23 protein-coding genes and 1 pseudogene are annotated in these 24,256 nt (G+C 59.6%); 19 read left to right on the plus strand and 5 right to left on the minus strand.

Annotation, left to right across the window (positions count from 1 at the left end):
- Nucleotides 1–65: 65 nt before the first annotated feature.
- From QO002_RS19580 to QO002_RS19605, 6 genes are all read left to right on the plus strand, one after another.
- On the plus strand, nt 66–269 hold the full coding sequence (locus tag QO002_RS19580) for a YdcH family protein (RefSeq protein WP_307232705.1): 204 nt from the start codon (nt 66–68) through the stop codon (nt 267–269).
- A gap of 51 nt (nt 270–320) precedes the next feature.
- Nucleotides 321–785 (plus strand): 5-(carboxyamino)imidazole ribonucleotide mutase, encoded by a 465-nt coding sequence (purE, locus tag QO002_RS19585; RefSeq protein ID WP_307233547.1) that lies wholly within the window; start codon nt 321–323, stop codon nt 783–785.
- The gene (locus QO002_RS19590) at nt 782–1,837 is read left to right on the plus strand and encodes a 5-(carboxyamino)imidazole ribonucleotide synthase (protein ID WP_307232707.1); all 1,056 of its coding nucleotides are present in this window, start codon (nt 782–784) and stop codon (nt 1,835–1,837) included. The genes purE and QO002_RS19590 overlap by 4 nt, the downstream gene beginning before the upstream one ends.
- A 178-nt stretch (nt 1,838–2,015) precedes the next feature.
- Nucleotides 2,016–2,141, plus strand: coding sequence for a type B 50S ribosomal protein L36 (gene ykgO / locus QO002_RS19595; RefSeq protein ID WP_018327898.1), 126 nt, complete (start codon nt 2,016–2,018; stop codon nt 2,139–2,141).
- Nucleotides 2,142–2,303: 162 nt separating this feature from the next.
- Nucleotides 2,304–2,903, plus strand: coding sequence for a tetratricopeptide repeat protein (locus tag QO002_RS19600; RefSeq protein WP_370878524.1), 600 nt, complete (start codon nt 2,304–2,306; stop codon nt 2,901–2,903).
- Nucleotides 2,904–2,967: 64 nt separating this feature from the next.
- The gene (locus QO002_RS19605) at nt 2,968–3,993 is read left to right on the plus strand and encodes an alpha/beta fold hydrolase (protein WP_307232712.1); all 1,026 of its coding nucleotides are present in this window, start codon (nt 2,968–2,970) and stop codon (nt 3,991–3,993) included.
- Between the two features lie 57 nt (nt 3,994–4,050).
- Here QO002_RS19605 and pyk read toward each other — a convergent pair whose 3' ends face one another.
- Nucleotides 4,051–5,490 (minus strand): pyruvate kinase, encoded by a 1,440-nt coding sequence (gene pyk / locus QO002_RS19610; RefSeq protein ID WP_307232714.1) that lies wholly within the window; start codon nt 5,488–5,490, stop codon nt 4,051–4,053.
- A complete protein-coding gene (locus QO002_RS19615) occupies nt 5,490–5,915 on the minus strand; it encodes a DUF1036 domain-containing protein (RefSeq protein WP_307233550.1) in 426 nt (141 codons plus the stop codon). The genes pyk and QO002_RS19615 overlap by 1 nt, the downstream gene beginning before the upstream one ends.
- A gap of 242 nt (nt 5,916–6,157) precedes the next feature.
- On the opposite strand from QO002_RS19615, the gene QO002_RS19620 reads away from it, so the two are divergent.
- From QO002_RS19620 to QO002_RS19630, 3 genes are all read left to right on the plus strand, one after another.
- On the plus strand, nt 6,158–6,988 hold the full coding sequence (locus QO002_RS19620; RefSeq protein ID WP_307232716.1) for an N-formylglutamate amidohydrolase: 831 nt from the start codon (nt 6,158–6,160) through the stop codon (nt 6,986–6,988).
- Nucleotides 6,975–7,280 (plus strand): DUF1244 domain-containing protein, encoded by a 306-nt coding sequence (locus tag QO002_RS19625; RefSeq protein ID WP_307232717.1) that lies wholly within the window; start codon nt 6,975–6,977, stop codon nt 7,278–7,280. Before QO002_RS19620 ends, QO002_RS19625 begins: the two co-directional genes overlap by 14 nt.
- A 106-nt stretch (nt 7,281–7,386) precedes the next feature.
- A complete protein-coding gene (locus QO002_RS19630; protein ID WP_307232719.1) occupies nt 7,387–7,650 on the plus strand; it encodes a DUF2312 domain-containing protein in 264 nt (87 codons plus the stop codon).
- 78 nt (nt 7,651–7,728) lie between these two features.
- Here QO002_RS19630 and QO002_RS19635 read toward each other — a convergent pair whose 3' ends face one another.
- Both QO002_RS19635 and QO002_RS19640 read right to left on the minus strand, forming a co-directional pair.
- Nucleotides 7,729–9,579, minus strand: a complete 1,851-nt coding sequence (locus tag QO002_RS19635; protein WP_307232722.1) for a peptidoglycan L,D-endopeptidase MepK — start codon at nt 9,577–9,579, stop codon at nt 7,729–7,731.
- 183 nt (nt 9,580–9,762) lie between these two features.
- Nucleotides 9,763–11,304, minus strand: coding sequence for a sigma-54-dependent transcriptional regulator (locus tag QO002_RS19640; RefSeq protein WP_307232724.1), 1,542 nt, complete (start codon nt 11,302–11,304; stop codon nt 9,763–9,765).
- 270 nt (nt 11,305–11,574) lie between these two features.
- Between QO002_RS19640 and QO002_RS19645 the strand changes: the two genes are divergently transcribed.
- Genes QO002_RS19645 through QO002_RS19655 form a run of 3 tightly spaced genes read left to right on the plus strand, consistent with a single transcriptional unit; the run spans nt 11,575 to nt 15,235 of the window.
- Nucleotides 11,575–13,437 carry a M3 family oligoendopeptidase gene (locus tag QO002_RS19645; protein ID WP_307232726.1) on the plus strand — a complete coding sequence of 621 codons (1,863 nt, stop codon included), beginning with the start codon at nt 11,575–11,577 and terminating at the stop codon, nt 13,435–13,437.
- A 17-nt stretch (nt 13,438–13,454) separates the two neighbouring features.
- Nucleotides 13,455–14,612 (plus strand): aminodeoxychorismate synthase component I, encoded by a 1,158-nt coding sequence (locus tag QO002_RS19650; RefSeq protein ID WP_307232728.1) that lies wholly within the window; start codon nt 13,455–13,457, stop codon nt 14,610–14,612.
- On the plus strand, nt 14,609–15,235 hold the full coding sequence (locus QO002_RS19655; protein ID WP_307232730.1) for an aminotransferase class IV family protein: 627 nt from the start codon (nt 14,609–14,611) through the stop codon (nt 15,233–15,235). The genes QO002_RS19650 and QO002_RS19655 overlap by 4 nt, the downstream gene beginning before the upstream one ends.
- An 11-nt stretch (nt 15,236–15,246) precedes the next feature.
- On the opposite strand, the pseudogene QO002_RS19660 reads toward QO002_RS19655, so the two are convergent.
- Nucleotides 15,247–16,154: pseudogene (locus QO002_RS19660) on the minus strand (GGDEF domain-containing protein).
- 152 nt (nt 16,155–16,306) lie between these two features.
- Between QO002_RS19660 and QO002_RS19665 the strand changes: the two are divergent.
- The 7 genes from QO002_RS19665 to QO002_RS19695 all read left to right on the plus strand — a co-directional run bounded on the left by QO002_RS19665 (nt 16,307) and on the right by QO002_RS19695 (nt 24,177).
- Nucleotides 16,307–17,212: a heme-dependent oxidative N-demethylase family protein gene (locus QO002_RS19665; protein WP_307232733.1), complete on the plus strand. Its 906-nt coding sequence runs from the start codon at nt 16,307–16,309 to the stop codon at nt 17,210–17,212.
- 128 nt (nt 17,213–17,340) lie between these two features.
- Complete coding sequence (locus QO002_RS19670) at nt 17,341–18,792, plus strand: homospermidine synthase (RefSeq protein ID WP_307232735.1); 1,452 nt, start codon at nt 17,341–17,343, stop codon at nt 18,790–18,792.
- 168 nt (nt 18,793–18,960) lie between these two features.
- Nucleotides 18,961–19,326 (plus strand): outer membrane lipoprotein Omp10, encoded by a 366-nt coding sequence (gene omp10 / locus QO002_RS19675; protein WP_307232737.1) that lies wholly within the window; start codon nt 18,961–18,963, stop codon nt 19,324–19,326.
- Nucleotides 19,327–19,549: 223 nt separating this feature from the next.
- Nucleotides 19,550–21,379 carry a 5'-nucleotidase C-terminal domain-containing protein gene (locus tag QO002_RS19680; RefSeq protein ID WP_307232739.1) on the plus strand — a complete coding sequence of 610 codons (1,830 nt, stop codon included), beginning with the start codon at nt 19,550–19,552 and terminating at the stop codon, nt 21,377–21,379.
- 129 nt (nt 21,380–21,508) lie between these two features.
- The gene (hemH, locus tag QO002_RS19685) at nt 21,509–22,543 is read left to right on the plus strand and encodes a ferrochelatase (protein ID WP_307232741.1); all 1,035 of its coding nucleotides are present in this window, start codon (nt 21,509–21,511) and stop codon (nt 22,541–22,543) included.
- Nucleotides 22,544–22,710: 167 nt separating this feature from the next.
- Complete coding sequence (locus tag QO002_RS19690; protein WP_307232743.1) at nt 22,711–23,715, plus strand: SPFH domain-containing protein; 1,005 nt, start codon at nt 22,711–22,713, stop codon at nt 23,713–23,715.
- Nucleotides 23,716–23,718: 3 nt separating this feature from the next.
- Nucleotides 23,719–24,177, plus strand: a complete 459-nt coding sequence (locus QO002_RS19695; RefSeq protein WP_307232745.1) for an NfeD family protein — start codon at nt 23,719–23,721, stop codon at nt 24,175–24,177.
- The last annotated feature ends 79 nt before the right edge of the window (nt 24,178–24,256 follow it).

The raw sequence follows: 24,256 nt of genomic DNA on the forward strand, positions 1-24,256 counted from the left end.
GAGCGACGCAGAATTGATGTGGATAGCGACATTACCGCTACTGCGCCGCCGACGGGGACCATTGAATGCCAGACCAGGATCAGGCCGAACTCAGACTGGGCGTAGCGCGGCTGAGGCAGGAACATGAAGACTATGACGTCGCCATCAACGCCATGATTCAGACCGGCTGCGATGCCCTTCGCATCCAGCGGATGAAGAAGAAGAAGCTGGCGATCAAGGACAAGATCACCAAGATCGAAGACCAGATCATTCCCGACATTATTGCCTGAATGGAGCGAGCCTAAGTGACCAGAGCCGCGACCCCGCCCGTCGCCATCATCATGGGTAGCCAGTCCGACTGGGAAACCATGAAGAACGCCGCCGATACGCTCGATGCACTCGACATCGCCTACGATGCCCGCATCGTTTCAGCGCACAGGACGCCGGACCGGCTTGTCAGCTTCGCCAAGGGCGCCCGCGACGAAGGTTTCAAGGTCATCATTGCCGGCGCCGGTGGCGCCGCCCATCTGCCCGGAATGGCGGCTGCCATGACGCCGCTCCCGGTCTTCGGGGTACCCGTTCAGTCGAAGGCCCTTTCAGGCCAGGACAGCCTTCTTTCAATAGTGCAGATGCCGGCCGGTATTCCCGTCGGCACGCTGGCAATCGGGCGAGCCGGAGCGGTCAACGCCGCTCTTCTCGCCGCAGCCGTTCTTGCCCTCTCCGACGCCGAGCTTGCCGGCCGCCTCGACGACTGGCGCGAGGCGCAGTCTTCATCCGTGGCCGAATATCCGGTCGATGCCGCATGAAGACGATCGGCATCATTGGCGGCGGCCAGCTCGGACGCATGCTGGCCATGGCAGCCGCACGGCTTAATTTCCGCACGGTTATCCTTGAGCCGCAGAAGGATTGCCCGGCAGCCCAGATTGCCAACAGCCAACTCGTCGCGGCCTATGACGACGAAGCCGCTCTTTTGCAGCTTGCCCGCGAATGCGACATCATCACCTATGAGTTCGAGAATGTGCCCGTTGCCGCCGCAACGCTTCTCGCCCGCTCCAGGCCGATCTATCCGCCCCCGAAAGCACTGGAAGTTGCCCAGGACCGGGTGACGGAAAAGCGCTTCCTGAATGACAGCGGCATCGAGACCGCCCGTTTCCACGTTGTCGGTAATCAGGCCGACCTCGAAGCTGGCCTCGCCGACTTCGGCGGCAAGGGTGTTCTGAAGACCCGCCGTCTTGGCTACGACGGCAAGGGCCAGAGAGTGTTCAAGGGTAACGAGGACAGGTCCGTCGGCGCCTTCGAAGCGCTGGGTGGTGTGCCGATGATTCTGGAAAGCTTCGTGCCGTTCGTTCGCGAGATCTCCATCATCGCCGCGCGCGGGCAGGATGGCGCGATCGCCTGCTTCGACCCGGCAGAGAACGTCCACCGCAACGGTATCCTTCATACATCGACCGTACCGGCCGCTATTTCGGGCGACACCGTCGCAACAGCCAAATTCGCCGCAAAGGCAATTCTCGAGGCGCTCGATTATGTCGGCGTCATCGGTGTCGAGTTCTTTGTCACCGCCGATGGCGGACTGATCGCAAACGAAATTGCCCCGCGGGTCCACAATTCCGGTCACTGGACAGAAGCGGCCTGCGTCGTTTCCCAATTCGAGCAGCACATTCGTGCCGTGGCCGGGCTCGCGCTCGCCGACGGTTCGCGCCATTCCGATTGCGTAATGCAGAATCTGATCGGCGACGACATCGAGGATGTGCCGGCATGGCTGGCAAAACCGGCAACGCTTGTGCATCTTTATGGCAAGAGCGAAGCCCGTCCGGGCCGTAAAATGGGCCATGTCACCTGGCTTGTGAAACCTTGAAAACTACAGAAAAGCCGGTCGGGATCACGAAAACCGGCTCTCCGCGGTTGACAATTTTCCGGCCTCGGGTTACTTGCCTGCCAACCTAAGAGCGCGCCCGTCCTATCTCGGTCAGTTGGTGCGCTTTTGATTGTTAGAGACCCGGGAACATGTTCCCCCGAAACTGCGGATCAGAAAAATGAAGATCAAAAATTCGCTCAAGTCGCTGAAGGCTCGTCACCGCGAAAACCGTCTGGTTCGCCGTAAGGGCCGTATCTACATCATCAACAAGCTGAACCCGCGCTTCAAGGCTCGTCAGGGCTGATTGTATTCTCCAGCCCGAGCATGATCGGGCGGATGAAGCGGGCATGCGACAAGGCGCCGGGCATTCTTTCAAAAGATGCCAGCGCCTTATTCGTCTGGCGATACCACAAATTTGATTTGATCTTCGGCCATGGCGCGATACCTTTCCGTCATGGCTAAAAGCATGTCTCCATATCTCTTATCTCTCGCTGTGGTTCTACTGGTTTCGCCGGGCGTCGCGATGGCCCAGCAAGCGGACAATGCTTCAACGTCGGCGACCTCTTCTGCGGAGCTTCCGACACAGAAACAGCACCTCGACACGTTGTTTTCGGAACTGAAGCACACCGGCGACGCCGACAAGGCCAAGGAAGTCGCGGACCGCATCCGCCTTGAATGGCAGGACTCCGGCAGCGCATCCGTCAATCTCCTGATGCAATGGGCCGCCAAGGCTTCGGAATCGAACAAGCAGACCATTGCGCTCGATCTTTACGATCAGGCAATCGCACTGGCGCCCGACTATGTCGAGGGCTGGAATCAGCGCGCAACCCTCCACTACCTGATGGGCAACTATCGCAAGTCGATGTCGGACATCAACCATGTCCTGATGCTGGAGCCGAGGCATTTCGGTGCCCTTGCCGGCATGGCAGCTATCCTCACCTCATCCGGCAAGGACGAACTTGCCCTGCGGGCCTGGGAGCAATTCCTTGCTGTCTATCCGGCCGATCGCAAGGCACAGGAGCAGTTTGGAGAGATCGAGGAAAAGCTCGCTGGCAATAGGACCTAATCCTTCTGGCGCTCGGCAATCCTCCCATGCCATCCGTCTTTTTTCCCTGTTCATGGTCCGATTGATGCTGCTGCTTTCTTCTCTGGCACTTCTTGTTCTTGCGACGGGCTACGGTTACAGCGCCTACCAGACGGGTATTTTCGAGGGAAATCGCAAGAACGAAGGCGAACTGATCGACGTCGGCGGCTTCCTCATGAACAATGTCCATGTACCCCGCCCCGCGGGTGCCGACCTGCCGCCGATCGTCTTCATCCATGGAGCAAGCGCCAGTCTGCTGGATCCGCTCCACGCATTTTTGAAGCCACTTTCGGGGCGCGCCGAGATGTTGTTTCTCGATCGGCCGGGGCTTGGCTATTCCCAGCGCGGCGGCCCGCGAAATGCATGGCCGGATGGTCAGGCCGATGCGATTGCGGCGCTGATGGAGAAACGGGGGATCAAAAAGGCAATCATCGTCAGCCACTCTTTCGGTGGCGCGATCGCCGCAAGCTTTGCCCTCAATCACCCCGATCGGGTAGCAGGCCTGCTTTTCCTAGCGCCAGCAACTCATCCCTGGCCCGGCGGGATCGATTGGTACTATCGGGTTGCGCGGGCACCCGTAATCGGCTGGATTTTCAGCCGCGTGCTCGCTGCACCGATCGGCAGCCTGCTGCTCGACAAAGGCGTCGAGGCTGTTTTCGCCCCCAATCCCGTGCCGGCAAACTACGTGACCGAAACCAACACCTACCTGGCACTGCGCCCAACGACATTTCGCAACAATGCGACAGACGTAGCCAACCTGCTGGACTATGTGGAGCGCGTCTCGCCACGCTACCGGGAAATAAAGGCGCCGACCATCATCATCACCGGCGACAGGGATGGCATCGTCTATCCGCATATTCATTCACGCCAGCTTCATGAAGCAATTGCCGGCTCCCGTCTCATCAGCATCCACAATCTTGGGCACAAACCGGATTATGTCGCCAACGACCTGGCTGTGGCAGCAATCGAAACGCTCGGAGGCAAGGACCGAGACCTCGACGCAATCGCCGCGCGAGTCGCGGCCCGGATAGCCCGGGACGGAGTTGATAGCGAACCTGCCGACGGACAATAAATAAGCCGACGGCTCATTTCCGAGCGGCCGGCTTTCTTTTTGCAATCGTAAAGGTGCTTAGACGCCGCTCAGGCCATCGGAGCCGATATAGGCGATGCGCAGCATGTTGGTCGCACCCGGCGTTCCGAGCGGCACTCCAGCGGAAATGATGACGCGGTCACCAGGCTTGCCGAAACCTTCGGAAGCAACGATGCGGCAGGCGCGATTGACCATGTCGTCAAGGTCAGTCGCATCGCTCGTAACCACGCAATGCAGACCCCAGACGACCGACAGACGACGGGCGGTCTGAATGACCGGAGACAGCGCGAGGATCGGCACCTGCGGACGTTCGCGGGCTGTACGGAGACCCGTCGTACCCGATGATGTGTAGCAGACGATTGCCGAAAGCTTCAGCGTCTCGGCAATCTGGTGAGCGGCCAGCGAGATTGCATCGGCGCCGGTTGCTTCCGGCGGCGTGCGCTGGGCGTAGATGATGCCGGAATAATGCGGATCGCGCTCGACCTTGCTGGCAATCGACGCCATAGTCGAGACGGCTTCGACCGGATAATCACCAGAGGCGGATTCAGCCGAAAGCATGACGGCATCGGCACCTTCGAATACGGCCGTTGCAACGTCAGACACTTCAGCGCGCGTGGGCACCGGCGCCGATATCATCGATTCCAGCATCTGAGTTGCGACCACCACCGGCTTGCCGGCGCGCCGACATGCACGGATCAACTGCTTCTGCAGACCGGGAACGGCCTCGAGCGGCATTTCCACGCCGAGGTCACCACGGGCAACCATCAGCGCATCAGAAAGCTCGATGATCTCGTCGATACGCTCGATCGCCTGGGGCTTTTCGATCTTCGACATGAGACCGACGCGGCCGCGCGAAACCTTGCGGACTTCGGACAGATCTTCCGGGCGCTGGATGAAGGACAGCGCTACCCAATCGACTTCATCGGTTTCCAGCACCGCGTCGAGATCGGCACGATCCTTTTCCGTCAGCGCGCCGACGCCGAGCAGCGTATCGGGCAGACTTACGCCCTTGCGGTCGGAGATCTTGGTGCCGGAAATGACTTTGCAGACGATCTTCGTACCATCGGAGCTTTCGGCCTCAAGGTGAAGCTTGCCGTCATCGATCAGAAGACGGTGGCCAGCCTTCACGGCTTCGAGAATTTCCGGATGCGGCAGATAGACGCGCGTGTTGTCCCCCAGCGCGTCGTTGTTATCCAGCGTAAAGGTTTGGCCGGGAACCAGATCGGCTTTACCCTCGGCAAACTTGCCGACACGCAGCTTCGGCCCTTGCAAATCGGCAAGAATACCGATCGGCCGACCACAGCGCGCCTCGACGTTGCGGATACGCTTGATCAGCGTGCGCATCATATCGTGGCTGGCGTGGCTCATATTAATGCGGAACAGATCGGCTCCCGCCTCATGAAGCTTCTGGATCATCTCTTCTTCGTTCGACGCCGGGCCGAGCGTTGCGAGGATTTTGGCTTTTCGGTTCCGTTTCATCAATTTTGGCTTTCTTGGGTGCCTGGGGTATCGGAAAGCTGAACCATCCAGCTGCCCTGACGCCCCGTGTCATATTCTTTGAACCCCATGCGTTGGAAACCGCGGGCGAAACAATCCTGCACGCCGGTGATCTTGAACTCGTTCTCGGCCACGCACATGTTGACGTCGCCAGTCCAGCGGCCACCGCGGGCCGCGTCCTCCGCATAGAGGTAATAGTAACGCGATTGGAGTTCGCCTTCGATCAGCGTCGCACAGGTGGTTGCGGGCACTTGCCACCAGCCTTCAGTGATCCAGCCCTCTTTCGCGCGATAGCCGATCGCCACGCCGATCAGATTCTGCGTCCCATTGCAGACGCGGAACTCCGCCCTCGCCTCTCCGGGTGTGAAGAATGGTATGCCTGCGGCGAGGAGAAACAGCCCGAGAATACCGGTGAAACGGCGTGGTACGCTGAACCTTGGGGAAAGATGTTCGGACACGGTTTCCACTGGGTCTCCGTTGCTATTTGTCGAGGGACTTTCTTGCGACGAGGCGGTCGGAATGTCAACGTAAGTCTAATCGATTACATCTGGCTTTTTGTTGACCGAAAGGCAGCAAGCAAGCCCCGCCTTGCGATCGCCGCCTCGCCATGTCATCAAATTTTCATGAATGGACGAAACGAGTTGCACCCATGCAAGATGACATGCCCTTCGAAATCATTGATGGCGACACGACGCGCGGCCTTGTGCTTCTGGCCGATCACGCTACCAACAAGTTACCGCCGGAATATGGCAGCCTCGGCCTGCCCGCCAGCGCTTTCGAACGCCACATCGCCTATGATATCGGCATTGAGAAGCTGACACAGCGATTGGCGCAACGCCTCGGTGTGCCGGCCGTCATGAGCCGTTTTTCGCGCCTCCTGATCGATCCGAACCGCGGCGAGGACGATCCGACGCTGATCATGAAGATTTCCGACGGCGCGATCATTTCCGGCAACCATCCGATCACGCCCGAGGAGAGCGACGCACGCCTCAACCGCTTCCACCGGCCTTATCATCGCGCCGTTTCCCAGACGATCGCGCGTGTTGGAGAAGAGAGCGGAAAAGCGCCTCTGGTGATTTCATTGCACTCCTACACGCCGGCCTGGAAGGGTGTGCCACGTTCCTGGCACGCTGCCGTTCTCTGGGATGGTGATCCGCGCGCCGTTCATCCCCTGATCCAAGCGTTGCAGGCACCCGGCGATGTCATGATCGGAAACAACGAGCCCTACGACGGCGCCCTGCGGGGGGACACCATGTATCGCCACTGCATGGAGACCGGTCTTGCCCACGCTCTGCTCGAGGTGCGTCAGGACCTGATATCCGATGATGATGGCGTGGCTGCGTGGGAAGCGCGCCTCGCGCCTATCCTTGAAGAGATCAATGCACGAGCCGAACTTCATGTCGTCAAACGCTACCCATCCCGCACGGGCGATTACGCCTTCGGAAACCAGCTTCAGGGAGACAACGATGAGCAAACCTGACATTCGCCCGGAAACAGAATTCGAAGCCGCAGCCTTTCGCCGGCTTGTCGCCCATCTGCGCGAGCGCAACGATGTCCAGAACATCGATCTCATGAACCTCGCCGGTTTCTGCCGCAACTGCCTTTCCAACTGGTATCGGGAGGCCGCCAACGCCGCGGGCGTGGAAATGGATAAGGAACAGTCCCGCGAGATCGTCTATGGCATGCCCTATGAGGAGTGGCGCAGCCAGAACCAGATGGAAGCTTCGGCCGCACAACAGGCCACTTTCGAGAAAAACCGTCCGAAAGAATAAGGTCATTTCGAGAAATGCGCTGCTGACCCCGCAATCTCACTTGACCTTAAGCAGACTTCGCGGCAGGTCACAGCCTCTGAATTTCTATCCCCAGAAGGAGATCATCATGTCGGATGCACACGGCGTTGCACGCGATCAGCTCCGCTCGTTCATCGAGCGCATCGAACGCCTCGAAGAAGAAAAAAAGACGATCGCCGACGACATCAAGGATGTCTACGGCGAAGCCAAGGGCACGGGCTTCGACACCAAGATCCTGCGCAAGGTCATCGCAATCCGCAAGCAGGACAAGGATGAGCGCATGGAACAGGAAGCAATCCTCGACACCTACCTCGCAGCACTTGGCATGATCGACGCCCCGAGCGCCGAGTAAATCAGACCGAACAGCCCAACAAAAAACCCGCCGGTCAGTCCAGACCGGCGGGTTTTTTATGTGCTTTGTTCGTCGATCTCAGTTGGTGTCAAACTTCTTCACTTCGAGGAAGTTGACGGCCGAGCCGCTGAAACGTGCGGTATCGACAGTTCCCAGATTGCTCTGGAAGCCGGCTGAATAGACGGTCGTCGGAGAAGCGCGCAGCGTCTTGCTGACGAAGCGCGGCGCCTTGACCGGTTTCGACAAAGTCGCCATGCGGCCAGTCGTCAGCGCCCATTCGGAAATGATCTGCTGGGTGAGCTTCGGCTCGATGCGAACGGAAGACCGGGTCGCGGCAGCAGCCTCTTCCTTCTTCGGGCGCCTGCCCTTTGCCGGGACTTCCGCGGCGCCATCAAAAACATTGTCAAACATGGCTGCGCGCGCATCGGCACCCGACTGCGGTACAAATGCCGCAAGCTCGATCGGTCGCTCCGTCGGAGAGGCAAGCGCGACACGGGTCTCCGCTTTCGCCTCGACGGGCTCCTGGGCAAGAGCCGTGCCCTGCGGTTGTACCTTTTCGTTGAATTCAGGCACGGCAACATAGACAGCGGCCGCAGCCATCATCGCTGCTTCGCCGGCCGGGCGCATGGCCGGGACGGGAACGAAACCAAGCGCTTCGGCATCTGCACCCGTGGTTTCAGCCGAAGCCAGCATCATCCCGTTGCCGGCATCGCCGTTCATACCGCGTTGGCCGAGCATCTGCGGAACGGGAATCTTGTAGCCATTGAGATCGGTAAATTCAGTCTCCGGCTTGGCTTCTGCCGGCATCGCAGCTGCAAGGGCGTCCTGAGCCGGGTTCTGCACCGGCGCGACAAGCGCGACTTCAACGCCGCCATCGGCAGGCAGATCCTTGAACGCCGGGCGAACGAGTGGCACCGGCGCCTTGACTTCGGCAACTTGCTGCTGCTCGACCTGCTGGTTCTCGGCACCAATCACACCGGCAAGAACCGGCTGACCTGCGGTCGCTGCAGGAGCCGCCTTGGCCGCGGGTTGCTCATCGCCACCACCTTCGTCGGACGCAGCACTGGCGATTGCTTCAGGTTCTTCATCCTCGTCGCCACCCTGGCCGAAGAGCATGGCAAAGAGGGTCGCCTTGCGCTTGGTCGTGTCCTTGTCGCCAGCGCCCTTGGCGCCACCGCCAGCAACCTCGATCGACCTGTCGCCGACGCGGCGCTTGTAGTCGGCCACAGCCATATCATAGCCAGGAAGTGGCTTGCCATCGGACGGAACGTGCAGGGTCTTGCCGTCTGGGAACAGACGAACAAGTTCGCTGCGGCTCATGCGCGGCCAGGCGCGAACGCCGCCGACGTCCATATGCACGAAGGGGGAGCCGGAGGTCGGATAATAGCCCACGCCGCCAACCTGGAATTTCATGCCGATTTCGCGCAGCGTCTTCAGCTTTACGTCGGGCAGGTAGAAGTCCATCGCCTTGCCGAGCATGTGCTGGCTCTTCTTCGCGACACCCTTGGTGCGCGAACGCAGCATGTTGTTGGTGGCTGGAGAACGGTAGGCGGAAACGACGTGGATGTACTCGCGCGATCCGCTCTTCTGGTAAACTTCCCAGATGAGGTCGAGCAGGCGCGGGTCCATGTTGGTGGGCTCATTGCGACGCCAGTCGCGCAGCATGCGGTTGACCTGCTGCAAGCCTTTCGGATCATAGCGGCCATTGCGCTTGAAAGTGATCTCGGCCTTTTCCTGGGTGTGGATGAAATAAATCTTCAGGGTCCGTGTCTGCCCGGCCGCTTCGACTGTCGGCGCCACGCCCGGAGAAACCATGGAAGCCGCGATCAGCAGGGAAGCCAAAAGGCGCGGCATCCTACGGATTGCGCCGCCGCAAACGTCGCGGAACGCTTTGCCACTGGGCTCTCTCAATCCGAACAAATTTTTCAAACCTGATCCCCGTCCGACGGACAACGCGTCCAGTGGCTGCCAAATGGCTGTCAATTAAGGTAACAGCATGGCAAATATGCCACAGTCATCACTTATCCTTATAATATAGTGAACGGTTCACTAACAAGGTCTAAACGACGACTGTTAAATTCGACGGACGGGGAGAGTGTGTTATCCCTAACTTTATGCGGCTTCGCTGAACGGATCGTCCGGATCAATACCGTAGTCCTTGAGCTTGCGGTAGAGAGTCGAACGGCCGATTCCGAGCTTCCGAGCCACCTGGCTCATCTGCCCGCGGTAGAATTTCAGCGCGAAACGAATCAGTTCCTCCTCGACATCAGCAAGCTTTCGAACGTTTCCACCATCATCCACGCTGGCAATGGCGCCATTCTGGGCTTCATCTTCTGCAACCGCGGTCGCCTTTTCGGCGGCACCGAAATGCGGATAGACGGGCGGCAACATTTGCGCTTCCACGATCGGCATGCGAGACGGGCCGGTCTCTTCCCAGACGAAGCCGGTCTTTTCGGCAACGACATAGCCGGGGATCTGCGTCGCGATCTGCGGAAAATCCTTGACGGTCAGTTCGCTGCCCTCGGCAAGCACAACTGCCCGGAAGATCGCATTTTCGAGCTGGCGAATATTGCCAGGCCAATCATAGGCGGTCAGCAATGCGAGCGCACCGGAGGTGATGTTCAGGGGAGCGGTAAGTCGCTGCTCGGCAGAGAACCGTTCGACGAAGGCACGTACCAGCACCGGCACATCTTCCTTGCGCTTGCGCAGCGCCGGGATGGTGATGGGGAAGACGTTGAGCCGATAATAGAGATCCTCGCGGAAGCGGCCTTCCCGCACTTCGTTGATCAGATCCTTGTTGGTTGCCGAGATCAGCCGGACATTGACCTTCTGGGGATGGCGCGCCCCGATCGTCTCGATCTCGCCTTGCTGGACGGCGCGCAGCAACTTGACCTGGACTTCGAGCGGCAGATCACCGATCTCGTCGAGAAACAGCGTGCCGCCATCGGCATCGACGAACTTTCCGGTGTGTTTTTCGGTCGCACCGGTGAAAGCGCCCTTCTCATGGCCGAAGAGGATGCTTTCGACCAGATTATGAGGGATGGCACCGCAATTGACAGTGATGAACGGCCTGCCGGCCCGGTCGCTCGACGACTGGATGGCCCGGGCGACCATTTCCTTGCCAACGCCGGATTCGCCTTCGAGCACGATCGGAATATTGGACTGGGCTGCACGACGGGCGAGATCCAGAACGCGAATCATCGCCGGGCTTGCCGAGACGACATCATCAAAGCCGATGGCGCCGGAACGGGAGCGCTTGGGCGGCCGGCCACGGCTTTCCTGGTTTTCCATCTTCAACGCATTGTTGAGGGCCACCGAAAGTCGCTCCGGGGAAACGGGCTTCACGACGAAATCGAAAGCACCGGCCTGCATGGCGAGGACGACGGTTTCGATACCACCCTGTCCCGTCTGCACGATCACCGGAATATCGATGCCGCGCTCAGCGACCGCTTCCAGAAATCCATGGCCGTTCATTTCCGGCATCATGAGATCCAGCAGGATGACGCTGATATTGCCGCGCTTGCGCTCCAAAAGCTCCAGACCACTTCGACCATTATCGGCAAGATGGGCGATATGGCCCAACCTTTCGATCATGTTGGTCAGAAGTCGACGCTGGACGGGATCATCATCGATGACAAGAATCTGTGACGTCATGGAAGCCTCCTGCTCACTGTTTTCAACAAACCGGCAACGTCATGTGCCGCACGATGGGACATTCCTGTCACAGAGGCCTGAACATCCCCTTTTGAGAAATGTTCGCATTTTAATCATTGCGAACAACGATATGCCGGCCCCGCCGGAGGGTGGGAAAAGGCTGTCGTGACGATGTAGAAGTTGGTTCCGGTTTAAGGGGTTATGCGCTAGGTTCTGCCTCCGATCGCGCCCCGCGAAGCAGGCGGCGCACCCCGAAGCGAGAGTGAAGCCATGTATCGTCCGTTTTCCGCCCCGATCCTGAACCGCCCCCTTCATGCCACCGCGACTGCCGGTGCGCAGGCTGCGGCCGATCTCGGGGATCTGCCAAACTGGCGGCTGGAAGACCTCTATCCTTCGCCGGCATCAGAGGAATACCGCAACGACCTGGCCAAGGCCGAGACCGACAGCCTTGCCTTCGAAGCGAAATGGAAAGGCAAGTTGGCCGAGGCCGCGTTGAAGGCCGGCGATGAGGGCATCGGTGCAGCCGTGCGCAAATTCGAGGCTCTGGAAGACCTGATGGGCAAGATCGGCTCCTACGCAGGCCTCACCTATTTTTCCGATACGACGAACCCCGCCAACGGCAAGTTCTATGGCGATGCTCAGGCCAAGCTCACCGATCTCGCAAGCCATCTCCTGTTCTTCTCGCTGGAGCTTAACCGCATTGATGACGCGGTGATCGATGCCGCCTTCGCGACTGATGCTTTGGCCGCCCACTACCGCCCGTGGCTGATCGATCTGCGGCTCGACAAACCCTACCAGCTCGATGACAAGCTGGAGCAGCTCTTCCTCGAAAAGTCGATGACCGGCGCCGGCGCCTTCAATCGCCTGTTCGACGAGACGATGGCGTCGCTGACCTTCAACGTCGATGGCGAGGAACTGCCGCTGGAAGTCACGCTCAGCATGCTGCAGGAGCCGGAGCCGGAAGCACGCCGCAAGGCGGCGCAAGCATTGACCGCGACTTTCAAGGCCAACAGCCGCGTCTTCACGCTGATCACCAATACGCTCGCCAAGGACAAGGAAATCTCCGACCGCTGGCGCGGCTTCGAGGATATCGCCGACAGCCGCCACCTCGCCAACCGCGTCGAGCGCGAAGTGGTCGATGCGCTGGCCGCGGCGGTGAAGGATGCCTATCCGCGCCTGTCGCATCGTTATTATCAGATGAAGGCGAAGTGGCTCGGCATGGAACAGATGGAGTTCTGGGATCGCAACGCGCCACTGCCGGAAACCCCGACCGCGCTGATCTCCTGGGCGGATGCCAAGGAGACGGTGCTATCCGCCTATCACGGCTTTGCGCCCGAGATGTCCGAGATCGCGGAACGCTTCTTCAGCGGCGGCTGGATCGACGCGCCGGTTCGCCCCGGCAAGGCGCCGGGCGCCTTTGCGCACCCGACCGTCCCCTCGGCCCACCCCTATGTGCTCGTCAACTATATGGGCAAGCCGCGCGACGTGATGACGCTCGCCCATGAACTTGGGCACGGCGTGCATCAGGTTCTCGCCGGAGAACAGGGCGCCCTGATGGCCTCCACGCCGCTGACGCTGGCAGAAACCGCCTCCGTCTTCGGCGAAATGCTGACCTTCCGCGCTCTACTGGAAAAAACCACGGACGACAGCGAGCGCAAGGCAATGCTCGCCCAGAAGGTGGAGGACATGATCAATACGGTCGTGCGCCAGATTGCCTTCTACGAATTCGAGCGCAAGGTACACACCGCCCGCAAGGAAGGCGAACTGACGGCCGAGGATATCGGCAAGCTCTGGCTTTCGGTACAGTCGGAAAGCCTCGGGCCGGCGATCCGCATTTCGGAAGGGTATGAAACCTACTGGTCCTATATCCCGCACTTCATCCATTCGCCCTTCTATGTCTATGCCTATGCCTTCGGCGATTGCCTGGTGAACTCGCTTTACGCAGTCTACCAGAAGGCCGACGGCGGCTTCCAGGACAAGTATTTCGAGCTCCTGAAGGCCGGCGGCAGTAAGCATTATTCCGAACTTCTGGCGCCTTTCGGGCTGGATGCCAGCGATCCGTCGTTCTGGGCAAAGGGCCTGTCGATGCTGGAAGGCCTGATCGACGAGCTGGAAGCGCTTGATAAGGCGTGAGATCGCCAGGTTGAGATATGACTGACAACGGCCCCTTCGTCCTCTTCCGGGATGACAGCGAGGACAGAACCACTGTCTTCGCCGAGCCTTCACGCGTCATCGCGGCGCGCACCAAGGCCGAGTTCTGGCGTGGACTTGCGGAGATGGAGAAAGCGCAAGCTGCCGGCCAATGGCTTGCCGGCTTCATGAGTTATGAGGCGGGCCATCTGTTCGAGGACAAGCTCGCACCTCTGGCGCAGGAAAATCGGCCAACGCCGCTCATGTCCTTCGGCGTCTTCGATGCGCCGCGGGAGGACCACGCCCTTGCGCAGCCAAGGCAGCGGATCGAAAACGAGCCAATTCTGACGGAGCCCAAGGCAGGCTGGGATTTCGCCGCTTACCGCGAGCGTTTCCTCAAGCTGCACCAGCACTTGCGCCAGGGCGATTGTTATCAGGCGAACCTCACCATGCCGATATCGGCCCGTTGGTCAGGCGATCCGCTGGCCGCCTTCTGGTCACTGATCGAGCGGCAGCCGGTAAAATACGGCGCGCTCGTCGGGCTTGACGGGCCGATCCTGCTGTCGCGCTCGCCGGAACTGTTCTTTCGGGTAGACAAGGACCGGTGGATAGAGACCCATCCGATGAAGGGCACCGCACCGCGCGGTGCCACGCTTGCTGAAGATGAAGCGCTGATCGCCGAGATGAAGGCTGATCCGAAATCCCAGGCCGAAAACCGCATGATCGTCGATCTGCTACGCAACGACATCTCGCGCATCACAGAGGTCGGTACGCTCGACGTGCCGAGACTGTTCGACGTCGAAACCTACCCGACCGTCCATCAGATGGTAAGCCATGTGCGGGCGAAGCTTCGTCCCGAAATTGGTATCCGCGACATCTTCGAAGCGCTCTTCCCCTGTGGTTCGATCACAGGCGCGCCGAAGATGCGGGCGATGGAAATCCTTCACGATCTGGAGGATGGCCCGCGCGACGCCTATTGCGGCGCCATCGGCTTTATCGCGCCGGATGGCACCATGCGCTTCAATGTTGCGATTCGCACGCTCTCGCTCTTTGCGGACGGGAAAGCCATCTTCAATGTCGGCGGCGGCATCGTGTTCGATTCCAATGCCGAATCCGAATATGCCGAATGCCTGCTGAAGGCGCGCTTTGCGCTTGGCGATATCGAGGTCGAACAATGACCGATTTCTCGCTGATCGAGACGATGCGCTTCGAGCCGGGCACCGGTATCGTCCGTCAACGACTGCACATGGCTCGCCTCACCCGCTCGGCTGCACGACTTGGGTTTCCCGGCGCCATCAATGCACCGGAAAAACTGGCGGAAATCCTCAAGGACCAGCAGCAAGCCTTGCGGGTCCGGCTGACGCTTTCGGCTAAAGGCGAAATCGCCATTACGACCGCCCCCTTTGTCCCACTTGCAGACAATATGGTCTGGCATGTGCGCATTGCCCATCAACGTCTGCAGTCAACCGATCCCTTGCTGCGATACAAGACCAGCCGCCGAGCGGCCTATGAAGCCGCACGCGCCGAATATCCCCCCGCAGAAGCCGATGAAGTGCTGCTCCTCAACGAAAAAGCAGAGGTATGCGAGGGAACGATCACGTCGCTTTTTCTCGACGACGGTTCCGGAGTGTTGAAGGTACCGCCGATCTCCAGCGGCCTGCTGGCCGGCGTGCTGCGCACGCAGTTCATCTGCGAGCGGCGCGCCCGCGTTCAGCGCTTGACGCTGGAAGACCTCAAAATCGGCCGCGTTTTCATGGGCAACTCTCTTAGAGGCTTGATCGCCTGCACGCTCGAAGAGTGAGTCCAGCAATCTTATCGGGCGCCGATCATGATGCGGTCGCGGCCGGATTGCTTGGCGGAATAGAGTGCTGCATCGGCGCGTGCATAAAGCACCTTGGCGCTGTCTCCGACAGCCATGGTCGCAAGCCCAGCCGAGCAGGTGTAGCGAAACAAAGGCGCACCCGACAAGGGCCGTGAGGCCCGTACGATCTCCATGATCCGCCGCACGATACCTTCACCCTCCTCGGCGGACGTATCTGGCAAGAGCAGCATGAACTCCTCGCCGCCCACCCGGCCGAAACAATCGTGCCGCCGGACGATCGGCTGCACCCGACGGGCAAAGTCCAGCAGCACGTCATCGCCGGTCTGATGCCCATAGAGATCGTTGATGCCCTTGAAAAAATCGATATCGAAAATGCAGAGGCAGCCTTCACGCGGCTGATCGGGCAGATTGCGCATGATCATCTCTTCGAGCTTGTTCATGACATAGCGACGGCTGGAAATTCCGGTCAGCTCGTCAGTCTGCGAGGCTCGCAAGGCCAGATCACGGTCTTGCCTCAGATCGCGCTCGTCTGCCCGCAAATGCGTGATATCGCTGGCAATGCAGAGCATCCAGCCGTCGCGGTTGACCGTCTCCGTCATCCACAGCCAGCGCCCGTCGACAAGATCGGTCTCGTAGGCCCTGAACGGCAGTTGCCGCGTCGCGATTGCGCCGAAGTGACCCAGGCCTCGAAATCATCGACCCGGATGATTGTGCCGAGACCCAGCGACCGGTTGCGGCGCATCAGGTCAGGCCAGAGCGGGGTTTCTTCCGGGTCGAGCGCAAAGGTCGCGCGAAAGGCCGCATTGGCATATCGCAACCGGTCATCTGCGTCGTAGAGCGCAATCAGGACATCCGTCGCATCCCGCAGAGAGGCCAGGCTGGCCGAAATCTCATCCATGGCATCGATCTCGCATGCAGGGTTCAGTCTATAGGCAATGCCCGAGCGCATGAACCGCAAAATATTATGGATTGCACGCCAATACGCCGCCGTGCCATCCCTAAGCTTAACGAACTGTCCGGATCGTCCGAATAAGGAACAGATAGCGCATCATGGACGAACGCATAGTATTGAAACCTGCCCAGACGCCCTATGACGGCTCGTCCAAGCCGTTCACGATCGGCCTTGCGCAGCTGAAACAGGACCATTGGATCGCGCCGGACAGCGATCTTGCGTTCTATCTTGCCGAGAAGCGGGCGTTGCTGGCAAGCGACCGTGCGGCGGTCTTTGCCGCTGAACCCGACACCGAACCCGCGCAGCAGGAGCTTCTTGATCTGCTCGTCGAGTTCCTGCCGAGAAAACACCCTTCCATTTACTGTCGCCGCGGCGACAGCATCGAGGTGGCGGGACAGACGTTTGCCCTGACAGGCGAGGCCCCGCTTGTAACCGCAGGCCTGCTTGTCCAGGACGATTTTGCCATCATGCGGCGCAAGGAAACTGGCTGGCATCTGGTCGCCGCCTTCATCGCCTTCCCCTCCTCTTGGTCTCTCGCCGAGAAGTATGGCCGTAGCATGGATGAAATTCATGCACCGGTGCCGGGCTTCGAAACCGGAACCCGCAATGCCGAACTGATCTCTCGCATGTTCGACAATCTCCCGCCCGCCCGTTTCGTCGAGCGGTTCAACTGGGCCGTGAACTCCGAAGGTGCGCTGCATTTGCCGAAATCCAAATCGGAGGATGCGGAGGCCAAATCTGTCGAGCTGTCGGAAGATTCAATTTTCCTGCGGGTCGAACGGCAGACGCTTCGCAAGCTGCCGAAGACCGGCGATATCGTCTTCACGATCCGCATCTATTCCGACCCGCTGGCCGTGCTGCAGGCACGCCCGGATCGCGCAGCATTGGCATCCTCGCTTGCCGCGCAGCTCGAAGCGCTTTCGCCGCAGGAAGCTGCCTACAAGGGGTTGGCAAGCAAGCGAAAGGCGCTGTTTTCCGCGCTCGACAAGCTTTCCGAAGGTTAAGCACGACCGCAGCCACTTGCCCCCCACCTCTTTATTGTGACAGAAATCTGTGCTCTAGGGCCTTCCAAAGCTATATCGGGGCGATTTTCGCTCCAAAACAAAGCGCTGTCCGTAGGAGAAAGACCAAAATGGCAGAAACCACGTATCCGGTTCACGGCGAAATCACCGGCCCGATCGTCATGATCGGCTTCGGCTCGATCGGTCGCGGCACCCTGCCGCTGATCGAACGCCACTTCAAGTTCGACAAGAGCCGGATGGTTGTCATCGACCCGCGCGAAGACGCTGGTGATATGGAAATTCTCGCCAGGCACGGCGTTCGCCACATCAAGGCACATGTCACCAAGGACAACTACAAGGAACTGCTCAAGCCGCTGCTCACCGAAGGCGAAGGCCAGGGCTTCTGCGTCAACCTGTCGGTCGATACCGGCTCGCTGGACCTGATCAAGCTCTGCCGCAAGCTCGACGTGCTCTATATCGATACCGTCATCGAACCATGGCTCGGCTTCTATTTCGACAAGAGCATGAAGAACTCGGAGCGCACCAACTATGCGCTGCGCGAAACCCTCCGCAAGGAAAAGGCCAAGAACCCGGGCGGCACGACTGCCGTTTCCACCTGCGGCGCAAACCCGGGCATGGTCTCGTGGTTCGTGAAGCAAGCGCTGGTCAATCTCGCCAAGGATCTCGAACTGAAGTTCGAAGAGCCGGACCAGAACGACCGCGAAGGCTGGGCCAAGCTGATGAAGAAGGTTGGCGTCAAGGGCATCCACATTGCCGAGCGCGACACCCAGCTGACCAAGAACCCGAAGCCGCTCAACGTCTTCTGGAACACATGGTCGGTCGAAGGCTTCATCTCGGAGGGCCTGCAGCCGGCCGAACTCGGCTGGGGCACCCATGAAAACTGGATGCCGAAGAACGCCAAGAAGCACAAGAAGGGCTGCCAGGCGGCAATCTATCTCGAGCAGCCGGGCGCCAACACGCGTGTTCGTACCTGGTGCCCGACCCCCGGCCCGCAATACGGCTTCCTCGTTACCCATAACGAGTCGATCTCGATCGCCGATTACTACACGGTCAAGGATAGGGATGGCGACGTCAGCTTCCGCCCGACCTGCCATTACGCCTACCATCCCGCCAATGACGCCGTTCTGTCGCTGCATGAAATGTTCGGCAACGGCGGCAATGCCCAGCCGGTTCACCACGTCCTCGACGAGAACGAGCTTGTCGAAGGCCTCGACGAACTCGGCGTGTTGCTCTACGGCCACGACAAGAATGCCTACTGGTACGGTTCGCGCCTGTCGCTGGAGGAAACCCGCCGCATCGCGCCTTACCAGAACGCAACCGGCCTGCAGGTGACCTCGGCGGTTCTCTCCGGCATGGTCTGGGCACTGGAAAACCCGAAGGCCGGCATCGTCGAAGCCGACGAGGTCGACTACAAGCGCTGCCTCGAAGTGCAGACGCCCTATCTCGGCCCGGTCGAAGGTCATTACACCGACTGGACGCCGCTCGAAGGTCGCCCGGGCCTGTTCCCGGAAGAGCTCGACGAGAAGGATCCGTGGCAGTTCAAGAACATTCTCGTTCGCTAAGCGCTACTGCCGATCGAATATTCGAAGACGCCCGGGGAACATCCCCGGGCGTTTGTCGTTGGCAGAAGATCAATGATCTGTGTCGGGGCTGCACTTGCATTCGGCCATCGTTCACGGCATGGTTTTCAAAGAAAGCCGCAGCTTTTTCGCGCATACCGGGAGATAGTAATGAAGCCGATCACCATCCTCACCATCCTGTCCGCAGTCGGGCTCGCCGCTTGCCAGGGCCCGCGCGAGGTGGCGGTATCGCAGCCGCAGCGGGTTGCGCCTGCAGGCGTGGAAGGCAACTGGGTGGATCCCAACGGCATCGTCTCTTCGTTCTCCGCAGGAACGTTCGCCACGCGAACCACCGACACTAACCAGCTTCTCGCCTCGGGCAACTACATCAACATCTCCCCGACGCTGGTGGAGATCAACATGACCTCGATGGTTCGCAACACCCAATCCAAGGTCAATTGCGCGCTCGTCAACCCCTCTCAGCTCAACTGCACGACAGACAGCGGCGCCCAATTCTCGTTGACGCGTCGCGTCTGAGATCATCGGGCACAAAACTGATCGAGCCGCTCCGCGATGATCCGCGCGGGCGGCTTTCTCTTTGCCGTTAACTCTGCCCTGGATCGACGCGGCCGAGGTGAAATTACGGCTTGATGTCGGCGCAATCGGATGAAACGATCCTTCCCGAGCCGCAGCATCCTTAAAGGAGCGCGGTGGTCCAAGCCGCCGGACCGACCGGCGATCCGACAACCGGGAGACTTCCATGATCAGACATTTGCGAACCGGGCTGATGACAGCCTCGATCCTTGCCCTTTCCTCAGGCGCAGCCTTTGCCGATTATGAGCTGAACATCCTGCATATCAACGACCTCCATTCGCGCATCGAAGCGATCAACAAATACGATTCCACCTGCTCTGCGGAAGAAGAAGCCAAGAACGAATGCTTCGGCGGCGTTGCGCGATTGAAGACTGAGATCGACGCAAAACGTGCCGAGCTTTCCGGCAAGAATACGCTGCTGCTCAATGCCGGCGACAATTTCCAGGGATCACTGTTCTTCACCACCTATAAAGGTGCTGCCGAAGCCGAATTCCTCAACCTCATGAAGTTCGACGCCATGACCGTCGGCAACCACGAGTTCGACGAAGGCGAAGACGGACTGGTCGGGTTTCTCGACAAGGTCACCTTTCCAGTCCTGAGTTCCAACGTGCTGCCCGGCTACAAAGCCAAGCTTGGCGACCGCATCATGCCTTCGCTGGTGCTTGATGTCGGCGGCCAGAAGATCGGCATCGTCGGCGCCGTTGCCAATGATACGCCGGAACTGTCTTCAGTCGGTGACGACGTGTTGATCGCCCAGGACGTCGATACGATAACCACGGCTGTCGAAGAACTGAAGAAGCAGGGCGTCAACAAGATCATCGCGCTCACCCATGTCGGCTATCCGCGGGACCTTGCCGTCATCGCCAAGATTCCGGATGTCGATGTCGTGGTCGGCGGCCACTCGCACAGCCTGCTTTCCAACACCGACGAGAAGGCTGAAGGTCCCTATCCGACGATGGTCGATAATCCCGGTGGCTACAAGGTGCCGGTGGTGCAGGCCGGCTCCTACAGCAAGTATCTCGGCGATCTCATCGTCACCTTCGATGACAGCGGCGTCGTCAAGGCCGCAAAGGGCGATCCGATCCTGATCGATAGTTCCATCAAGCCGGACGCCTCGGTTCTCACCCGCATCGCCGAGCTTGCCAAGCCGATCGAGGAACTGCGCAACAAGGTTATTGGCAAGTCGGATGCACCGATCAATGGGGACCGCAAGGTTTGCCGCTACCACGAATGTGAAATGGGCAACCTCGTTGCCGACGCCATGCTCGATCGCGTCAAGGGTCAAGGTGTCACGATTGCTATCGCCAATGGCGGCGGCCTGCGTGCCTCGATCGATGCCGGCGACGTCACCATGGGCGAGGTGATCACCGTCCTGCCGTTCCAGAATACGCTTGCAACGTTCCAGCTGAACGGCGCCGGCATTACCGAAGCGCTTGAGAACGGCCTGAGCAAGATCGAAGAGGAAGGCGGCCGCTTCCCGCAGGTGGCAGGCCTGAAATTCTCGTTCGACAAGTCGAAGCCGGCCGGCAGTCGTCTCATCTCTGTCGAGGTAAAGGAAGGCGATGGTTTCGTACCGCTCGATCCGGCCAAGACCTACAGCGTCGTCTCCAACAATTTCATGCGTGCCGGCGGCGATGGATACAGTGTTTTCAAGAAGGGTGAGAACGCCTATGACTACGGCCCGGGGCTCGAAACGGTCGTGGCCGATTATCTCGCAGCGCACCAGCCCTATAAGCCGATGACGGAAGGCCGCATCACCGAAGTTGTCGCGGCGGCTCCGGCTGAAACAGCGAAGCCGGATGCAAAGCCAGCCGAACCGGCAACCGCGCCGGGCAGCGAAACCAAGCATGTGATCGTCAAGGGCGACACGCTCTGGGACCTTGCCAAAGCCACCTATGGTGACGGTGAACTCTGGCATCGCATTTCCGACGCCAATGGCAAGCCCGCGCCACGCAAGCTGGAAATCGGCATGGAACTGGCGATTCCCGCCAAGTAAGACAATTTGTCTCTATGGAGACGGCCGGTCCGGGCTTTCCCGGACCGGCTTTTCTTTTTATGAACGGCATGAACCATACGACATCCGTCGTCGTACCGGTGCCGTGCCCATAATTCCCAGGAAGCCCGAATGACATCTGCTGCCTATATGCTCTCCGACAACCACCCGCCCGTCGCCCATGGCAAGGTCGGTGTGTTGCTGGTCAATCTCGGCACCCCCGATGGTACCGACAAGGTTTCGATGCGGCGCTACCTCAAGGAATTCCTCAGCGACCGGCGCGTGATCGAGTGGTCGCGCCTGTTCTGGTATCCGATCCTCTACGGCATCGTGCTCAACACCCGCCCCGCCAAGGTGGGCAAGGCCTATGAGACGATCTGGAACAAGGACCTGAATGAAAGCTACCTGCGCACCTACACGCGCAATCAGGCCGAGCTGATGGCAAAGTCGCTCTCGGGTTTCTCCAATGTGGTGGTCGATTGGGGCATGCGCTATGGTCAGCCATCCATTGCATCACGGATCGAGGCCCTGCAAAAACAGGGCTGCGAACGTATTCTCGTCTTTCCGCTTTATCCCCAATATGCTGCCGCGACGACAGCGACGGTGAACGACGAAGCCTTCAAGGCACTTCTCAAGATGCGCTGGCAGCCGGCGCTTCGCACCGTTCCGCCTTACCATGACGACCCCGTCTACATCGAGGCTTTGGTGAATTCGATCCGCCAGCATCTGTCGACCCTCGACTGGGAGCCGGAGGTTGTACTCACCTCCTTCCACGGCATTCCGAAATCCTATTTCGAGAAGGGCGATCCCTACTACTGTCAGTGTCAGAAGACCGCGCGATTGCTGCGCGAGAAACTAGGGTGGTCAGAGAAAAAGCTGCAGGTGACCTTCCAGTCCCGCTTCGGGCCTGAGGAATGGCTCCAACCCTATACCGACAAGACCGTCGAGAAACTTGGCCATGACGGCGTCAAGCGCATCGCCGTGATCAATCCCGGCTTCGTCTCCGATTGCCTCGAGACGCTGGAAGAAATTGCCGAGCAGGCGGCCGAGAGTTTCCACCATGCCGGAGGCGAGAAGTTCACCCACATCCCCTGCCTCAATGACAGCGTCGATGGCATGGCAGTGCTTGAACATGTTGTTCGCCGGGAATTACAGGGCTGGATCTAGCCCCGAAAGAGACAGTGACTGACCTCCATTTTGGGTCCGGTTGCATCACCGCCGCGTGGGAAACGGTAAAAAGCGGCTACAATTGACATGTGTGGACAAATAATCCGCGCAATTCCAACGTCTTGGCCTAAAATGCGTGCGTGCATCCGACCTAACAGGAGAAGCCCATGCCGCTTGCTGGTCTCGACATCGCCGTCATAGCCTTCGTCGTCTTAGTAATTCTGGTAATCTTTGCCGGGATCAAGACGGTGCCACAGGGCTTTCGCTATACCGTCGAACGCTTCGGGCGTTACACCCGCACGTTGGAGCCCGGCCTCAACCTGATCATCCCTTTCATCGACAAGATCGGTGCACGGATGAACGTCATGGAGCAGGTGCTCGATGTTCCAAGGCAAGAAGTCATCACCCGCGACAATGCCGGCTGCTCCGCCGATGCAGTTGCGTTCTATCAGGTACTGAACGCCGCAGAGGCTGCCTATCAGGTCTCCCATCTGGAAAGCGCCATCCTCAACCTCACCATGACCAACATCCGCTCCGTCATGGGGTCCATGGATCTCGACGAGCTGCTCTCCAACCGCGACACCATCAACGACAAGCTGCTGCGGGTCGTCGATGAGGCCGTCGGTCCCTGGGGCATCAAGGTCACGCGCGTCGAGATCAAGGATATCCAGCCACCGAAGGATCTGGTCGATGCCATGGCACGGCAGATGAAGGCTGAACGTGAGAAGCGTGCGCAGGTGCTCGAAGCCGAAGGTTCGCGAAACGCGCAGATTCTACGCGCCGAAGGTGCCAAGCAGTCGGCGATCCTCCAGGCAGAAGGCCAGCGGGAAGCCGCGTTCCGGGATGCGGAAGCCCGTGAACGCCTCGCGGAGGCCGAAGCCAAGGCAACCATGCTGGTTTCAGAAGCGATCGCCACCGGCAACGTGCAGGCCATCAACTACTTCGTCGCCCAGAAGTATACGGAAGCCATGACGGCGATCGGCACCGCCGGTAACTCGAAAATCGTGCTGATGCCGATGGAAGCTTCCTCACTCATCGGCTCGCTCGGCGGCATCGGCGCCATTGCCCGAGAAGTGTTCGGTGACGCTGGAAACGCTCCGGTCCCGCGTCCGAGTGCGGCGCGCACCCCGATCGTGCGCAATCCCTTCGATCCTTCCCGCAACGAGACCTAACCGATGATCGAGCGAATTCTCTACGAGCTTGGCCCCTGGGGTTGGTGGGTTCTGGGCCTTGTGCTTCTGGCCGCCGAAGTGGTCATGCCCGGTGTGTTTCTTGTCTGGATCGGGATCGCTGCCATCCTGACCGGGGCGCTTTCACTGCTGCTCTGGTCGTCCGGATTCTGGATGTGGCAGACACAGCTGGTGATCTTCGCACTGTTTTCCGTCGCGGCCGTGTTGGTCGGACGGCGACTGGTCGTTCGATCCGGCAATACCACGGACGAGCCTTTGCTCAACCAGCGAGGTGCGCGTCTGGTGGGCCGAACTGCCGTTCTCGAAGAACCAATCAGCGAGGGGCGTGGACGCATCCGTCTTGATGACACGACATGGCCTGTCGAAGGTCCGGATCTCTCGCCCGGATCGCGTGTCCGCGTCATCGCGAGCAGCGGCCGGCAGCTGACCGTCGAGGCCATCTGAGCCGAAATACGCACCATTTAAAGGATTGATTAACCACATCGGTTTACGGTTGATCAATACTTTCAAACGGTTTGCGGGC

Source organism: Pararhizobium capsulatum DSM 1112 (genome assembly GCF_030814475.1).
In the GTDB taxonomy this organism is placed as follows: Bacteria; Pseudomonadota; Alphaproteobacteria; order Rhizobiales; family Rhizobiaceae; genus Pararhizobium; species Pararhizobium capsulatum.

Bases quoted from the DNA above. Each gene is read 5' to 3' on its own strand.
- QO002_RS19625 (WP_307232717.1), top strand. From the start codon at position 6,975: ATGAGCAAACCTGACATTCGCCCGGAAACAGAATTCGAAGCCGCAGCC.
- QO002_RS19655 (WP_307232730.1), top strand. From the start codon at position 14,609: ATGACCGATTTCTCGCTGATCGAGACGATGCGCTTCGAGCCGGGCACC.
- QO002_RS19650 (WP_307232728.1), top strand. From the start codon at position 13,455: ATGACTGACAACGGCCCCTTCGTCCTCTTCCGGGATGACAGCGAGGAC.
- QO002_RS19670 (WP_307232735.1), top strand. From the start codon at position 17,341: ATGGCAGAAACCACGTATCCGGTTCACGGCGAAATCACCGGCCCGATC.
- QO002_RS19640 (WP_307232724.1), bottom strand. From the start codon at position 11,304: ATGACGTCACAGATTCTTGTCATCGATGATGATCCCGTCCAGCGTCGA.
- QO002_RS19580 (WP_307232705.1), top strand. From the start codon at position 66: ATGCCAGACCAGGATCAGGCCGAACTCAGACTGGGCGTAGCGCGGCTG.
- hemH (WP_307232741.1), top strand. From the start codon at position 21,509: ATGACATCTGCTGCCTATATGCTCTCCGACAACCACCCGCCCGTCGCC.
- QO002_RS19645 (WP_307232726.1), top strand. From the start codon at position 11,575: ATGTATCGTCCGTTTTCCGCCCCGATCCTGAACCGCCCCCTTCATGCC.
- QO002_RS19630 (WP_307232719.1), top strand. From the start codon at position 7,387: ATGTCGGATGCACACGGCGTTGCACGCGATCAGCTCCGCTCGTTCATC.
- pyk (WP_307232714.1), bottom strand. From the start codon at position 5,490: ATGAAACGGAACCGAAAAGCCAAAATCCTCGCAACGCTCGGCCCGGCG.
- QO002_RS19680 (WP_307232739.1), top strand. From the start codon at position 19,550: ATGATCAGACATTTGCGAACCGGGCTGATGACAGCCTCGATCCTTGCC.
- QO002_RS19665 (WP_307232733.1), top strand. From the start codon at position 16,307: ATGGACGAACGCATAGTATTGAAACCTGCCCAGACGCCCTATGACGGC.
- QO002_RS19695 (WP_307232745.1), top strand. From the start codon at position 23,719: ATGATCGAGCGAATTCTCTACGAGCTTGGCCCCTGGGGTTGGTGGGTT.
- QO002_RS19605 (WP_307232712.1), top strand. From the start codon at position 2,968: ATGCTGCTGCTTTCTTCTCTGGCACTTCTTGTTCTTGCGACGGGCTAC.
- QO002_RS19620 (WP_307232716.1), top strand. From the start codon at position 6,158: ATGCAAGATGACATGCCCTTCGAAATCATTGATGGCGACACGACGCGC.
- ykgO (WP_018327898.1), top strand. From the start codon at position 2,016: ATGAAGATCAAAAATTCGCTCAAGTCGCTGAAGGCTCGTCACCGCGAA.
- QO002_RS19600 (WP_370878524.1), top strand. From the start codon at position 2,304: ATGTCTCCATATCTCTTATCTCTCGCTGTGGTTCTACTGGTTTCGCCG.
- purE (WP_307233547.1), top strand. From the start codon at position 321: ATGGGTAGCCAGTCCGACTGGGAAACCATGAAGAACGCCGCCGATACG.
- QO002_RS19590 (WP_307232707.1), top strand. From the start codon at position 782: ATGAAGACGATCGGCATCATTGGCGGCGGCCAGCTCGGACGCATGCTG.
- omp10 (WP_307232737.1), top strand. From the start codon at position 18,961: ATGAAGCCGATCACCATCCTCACCATCCTGTCCGCAGTCGGGCTCGCC.
- QO002_RS19690 (WP_307232743.1), top strand. From the start codon at position 22,711: ATGCCGCTTGCTGGTCTCGACATCGCCGTCATAGCCTTCGTCGTCTTA.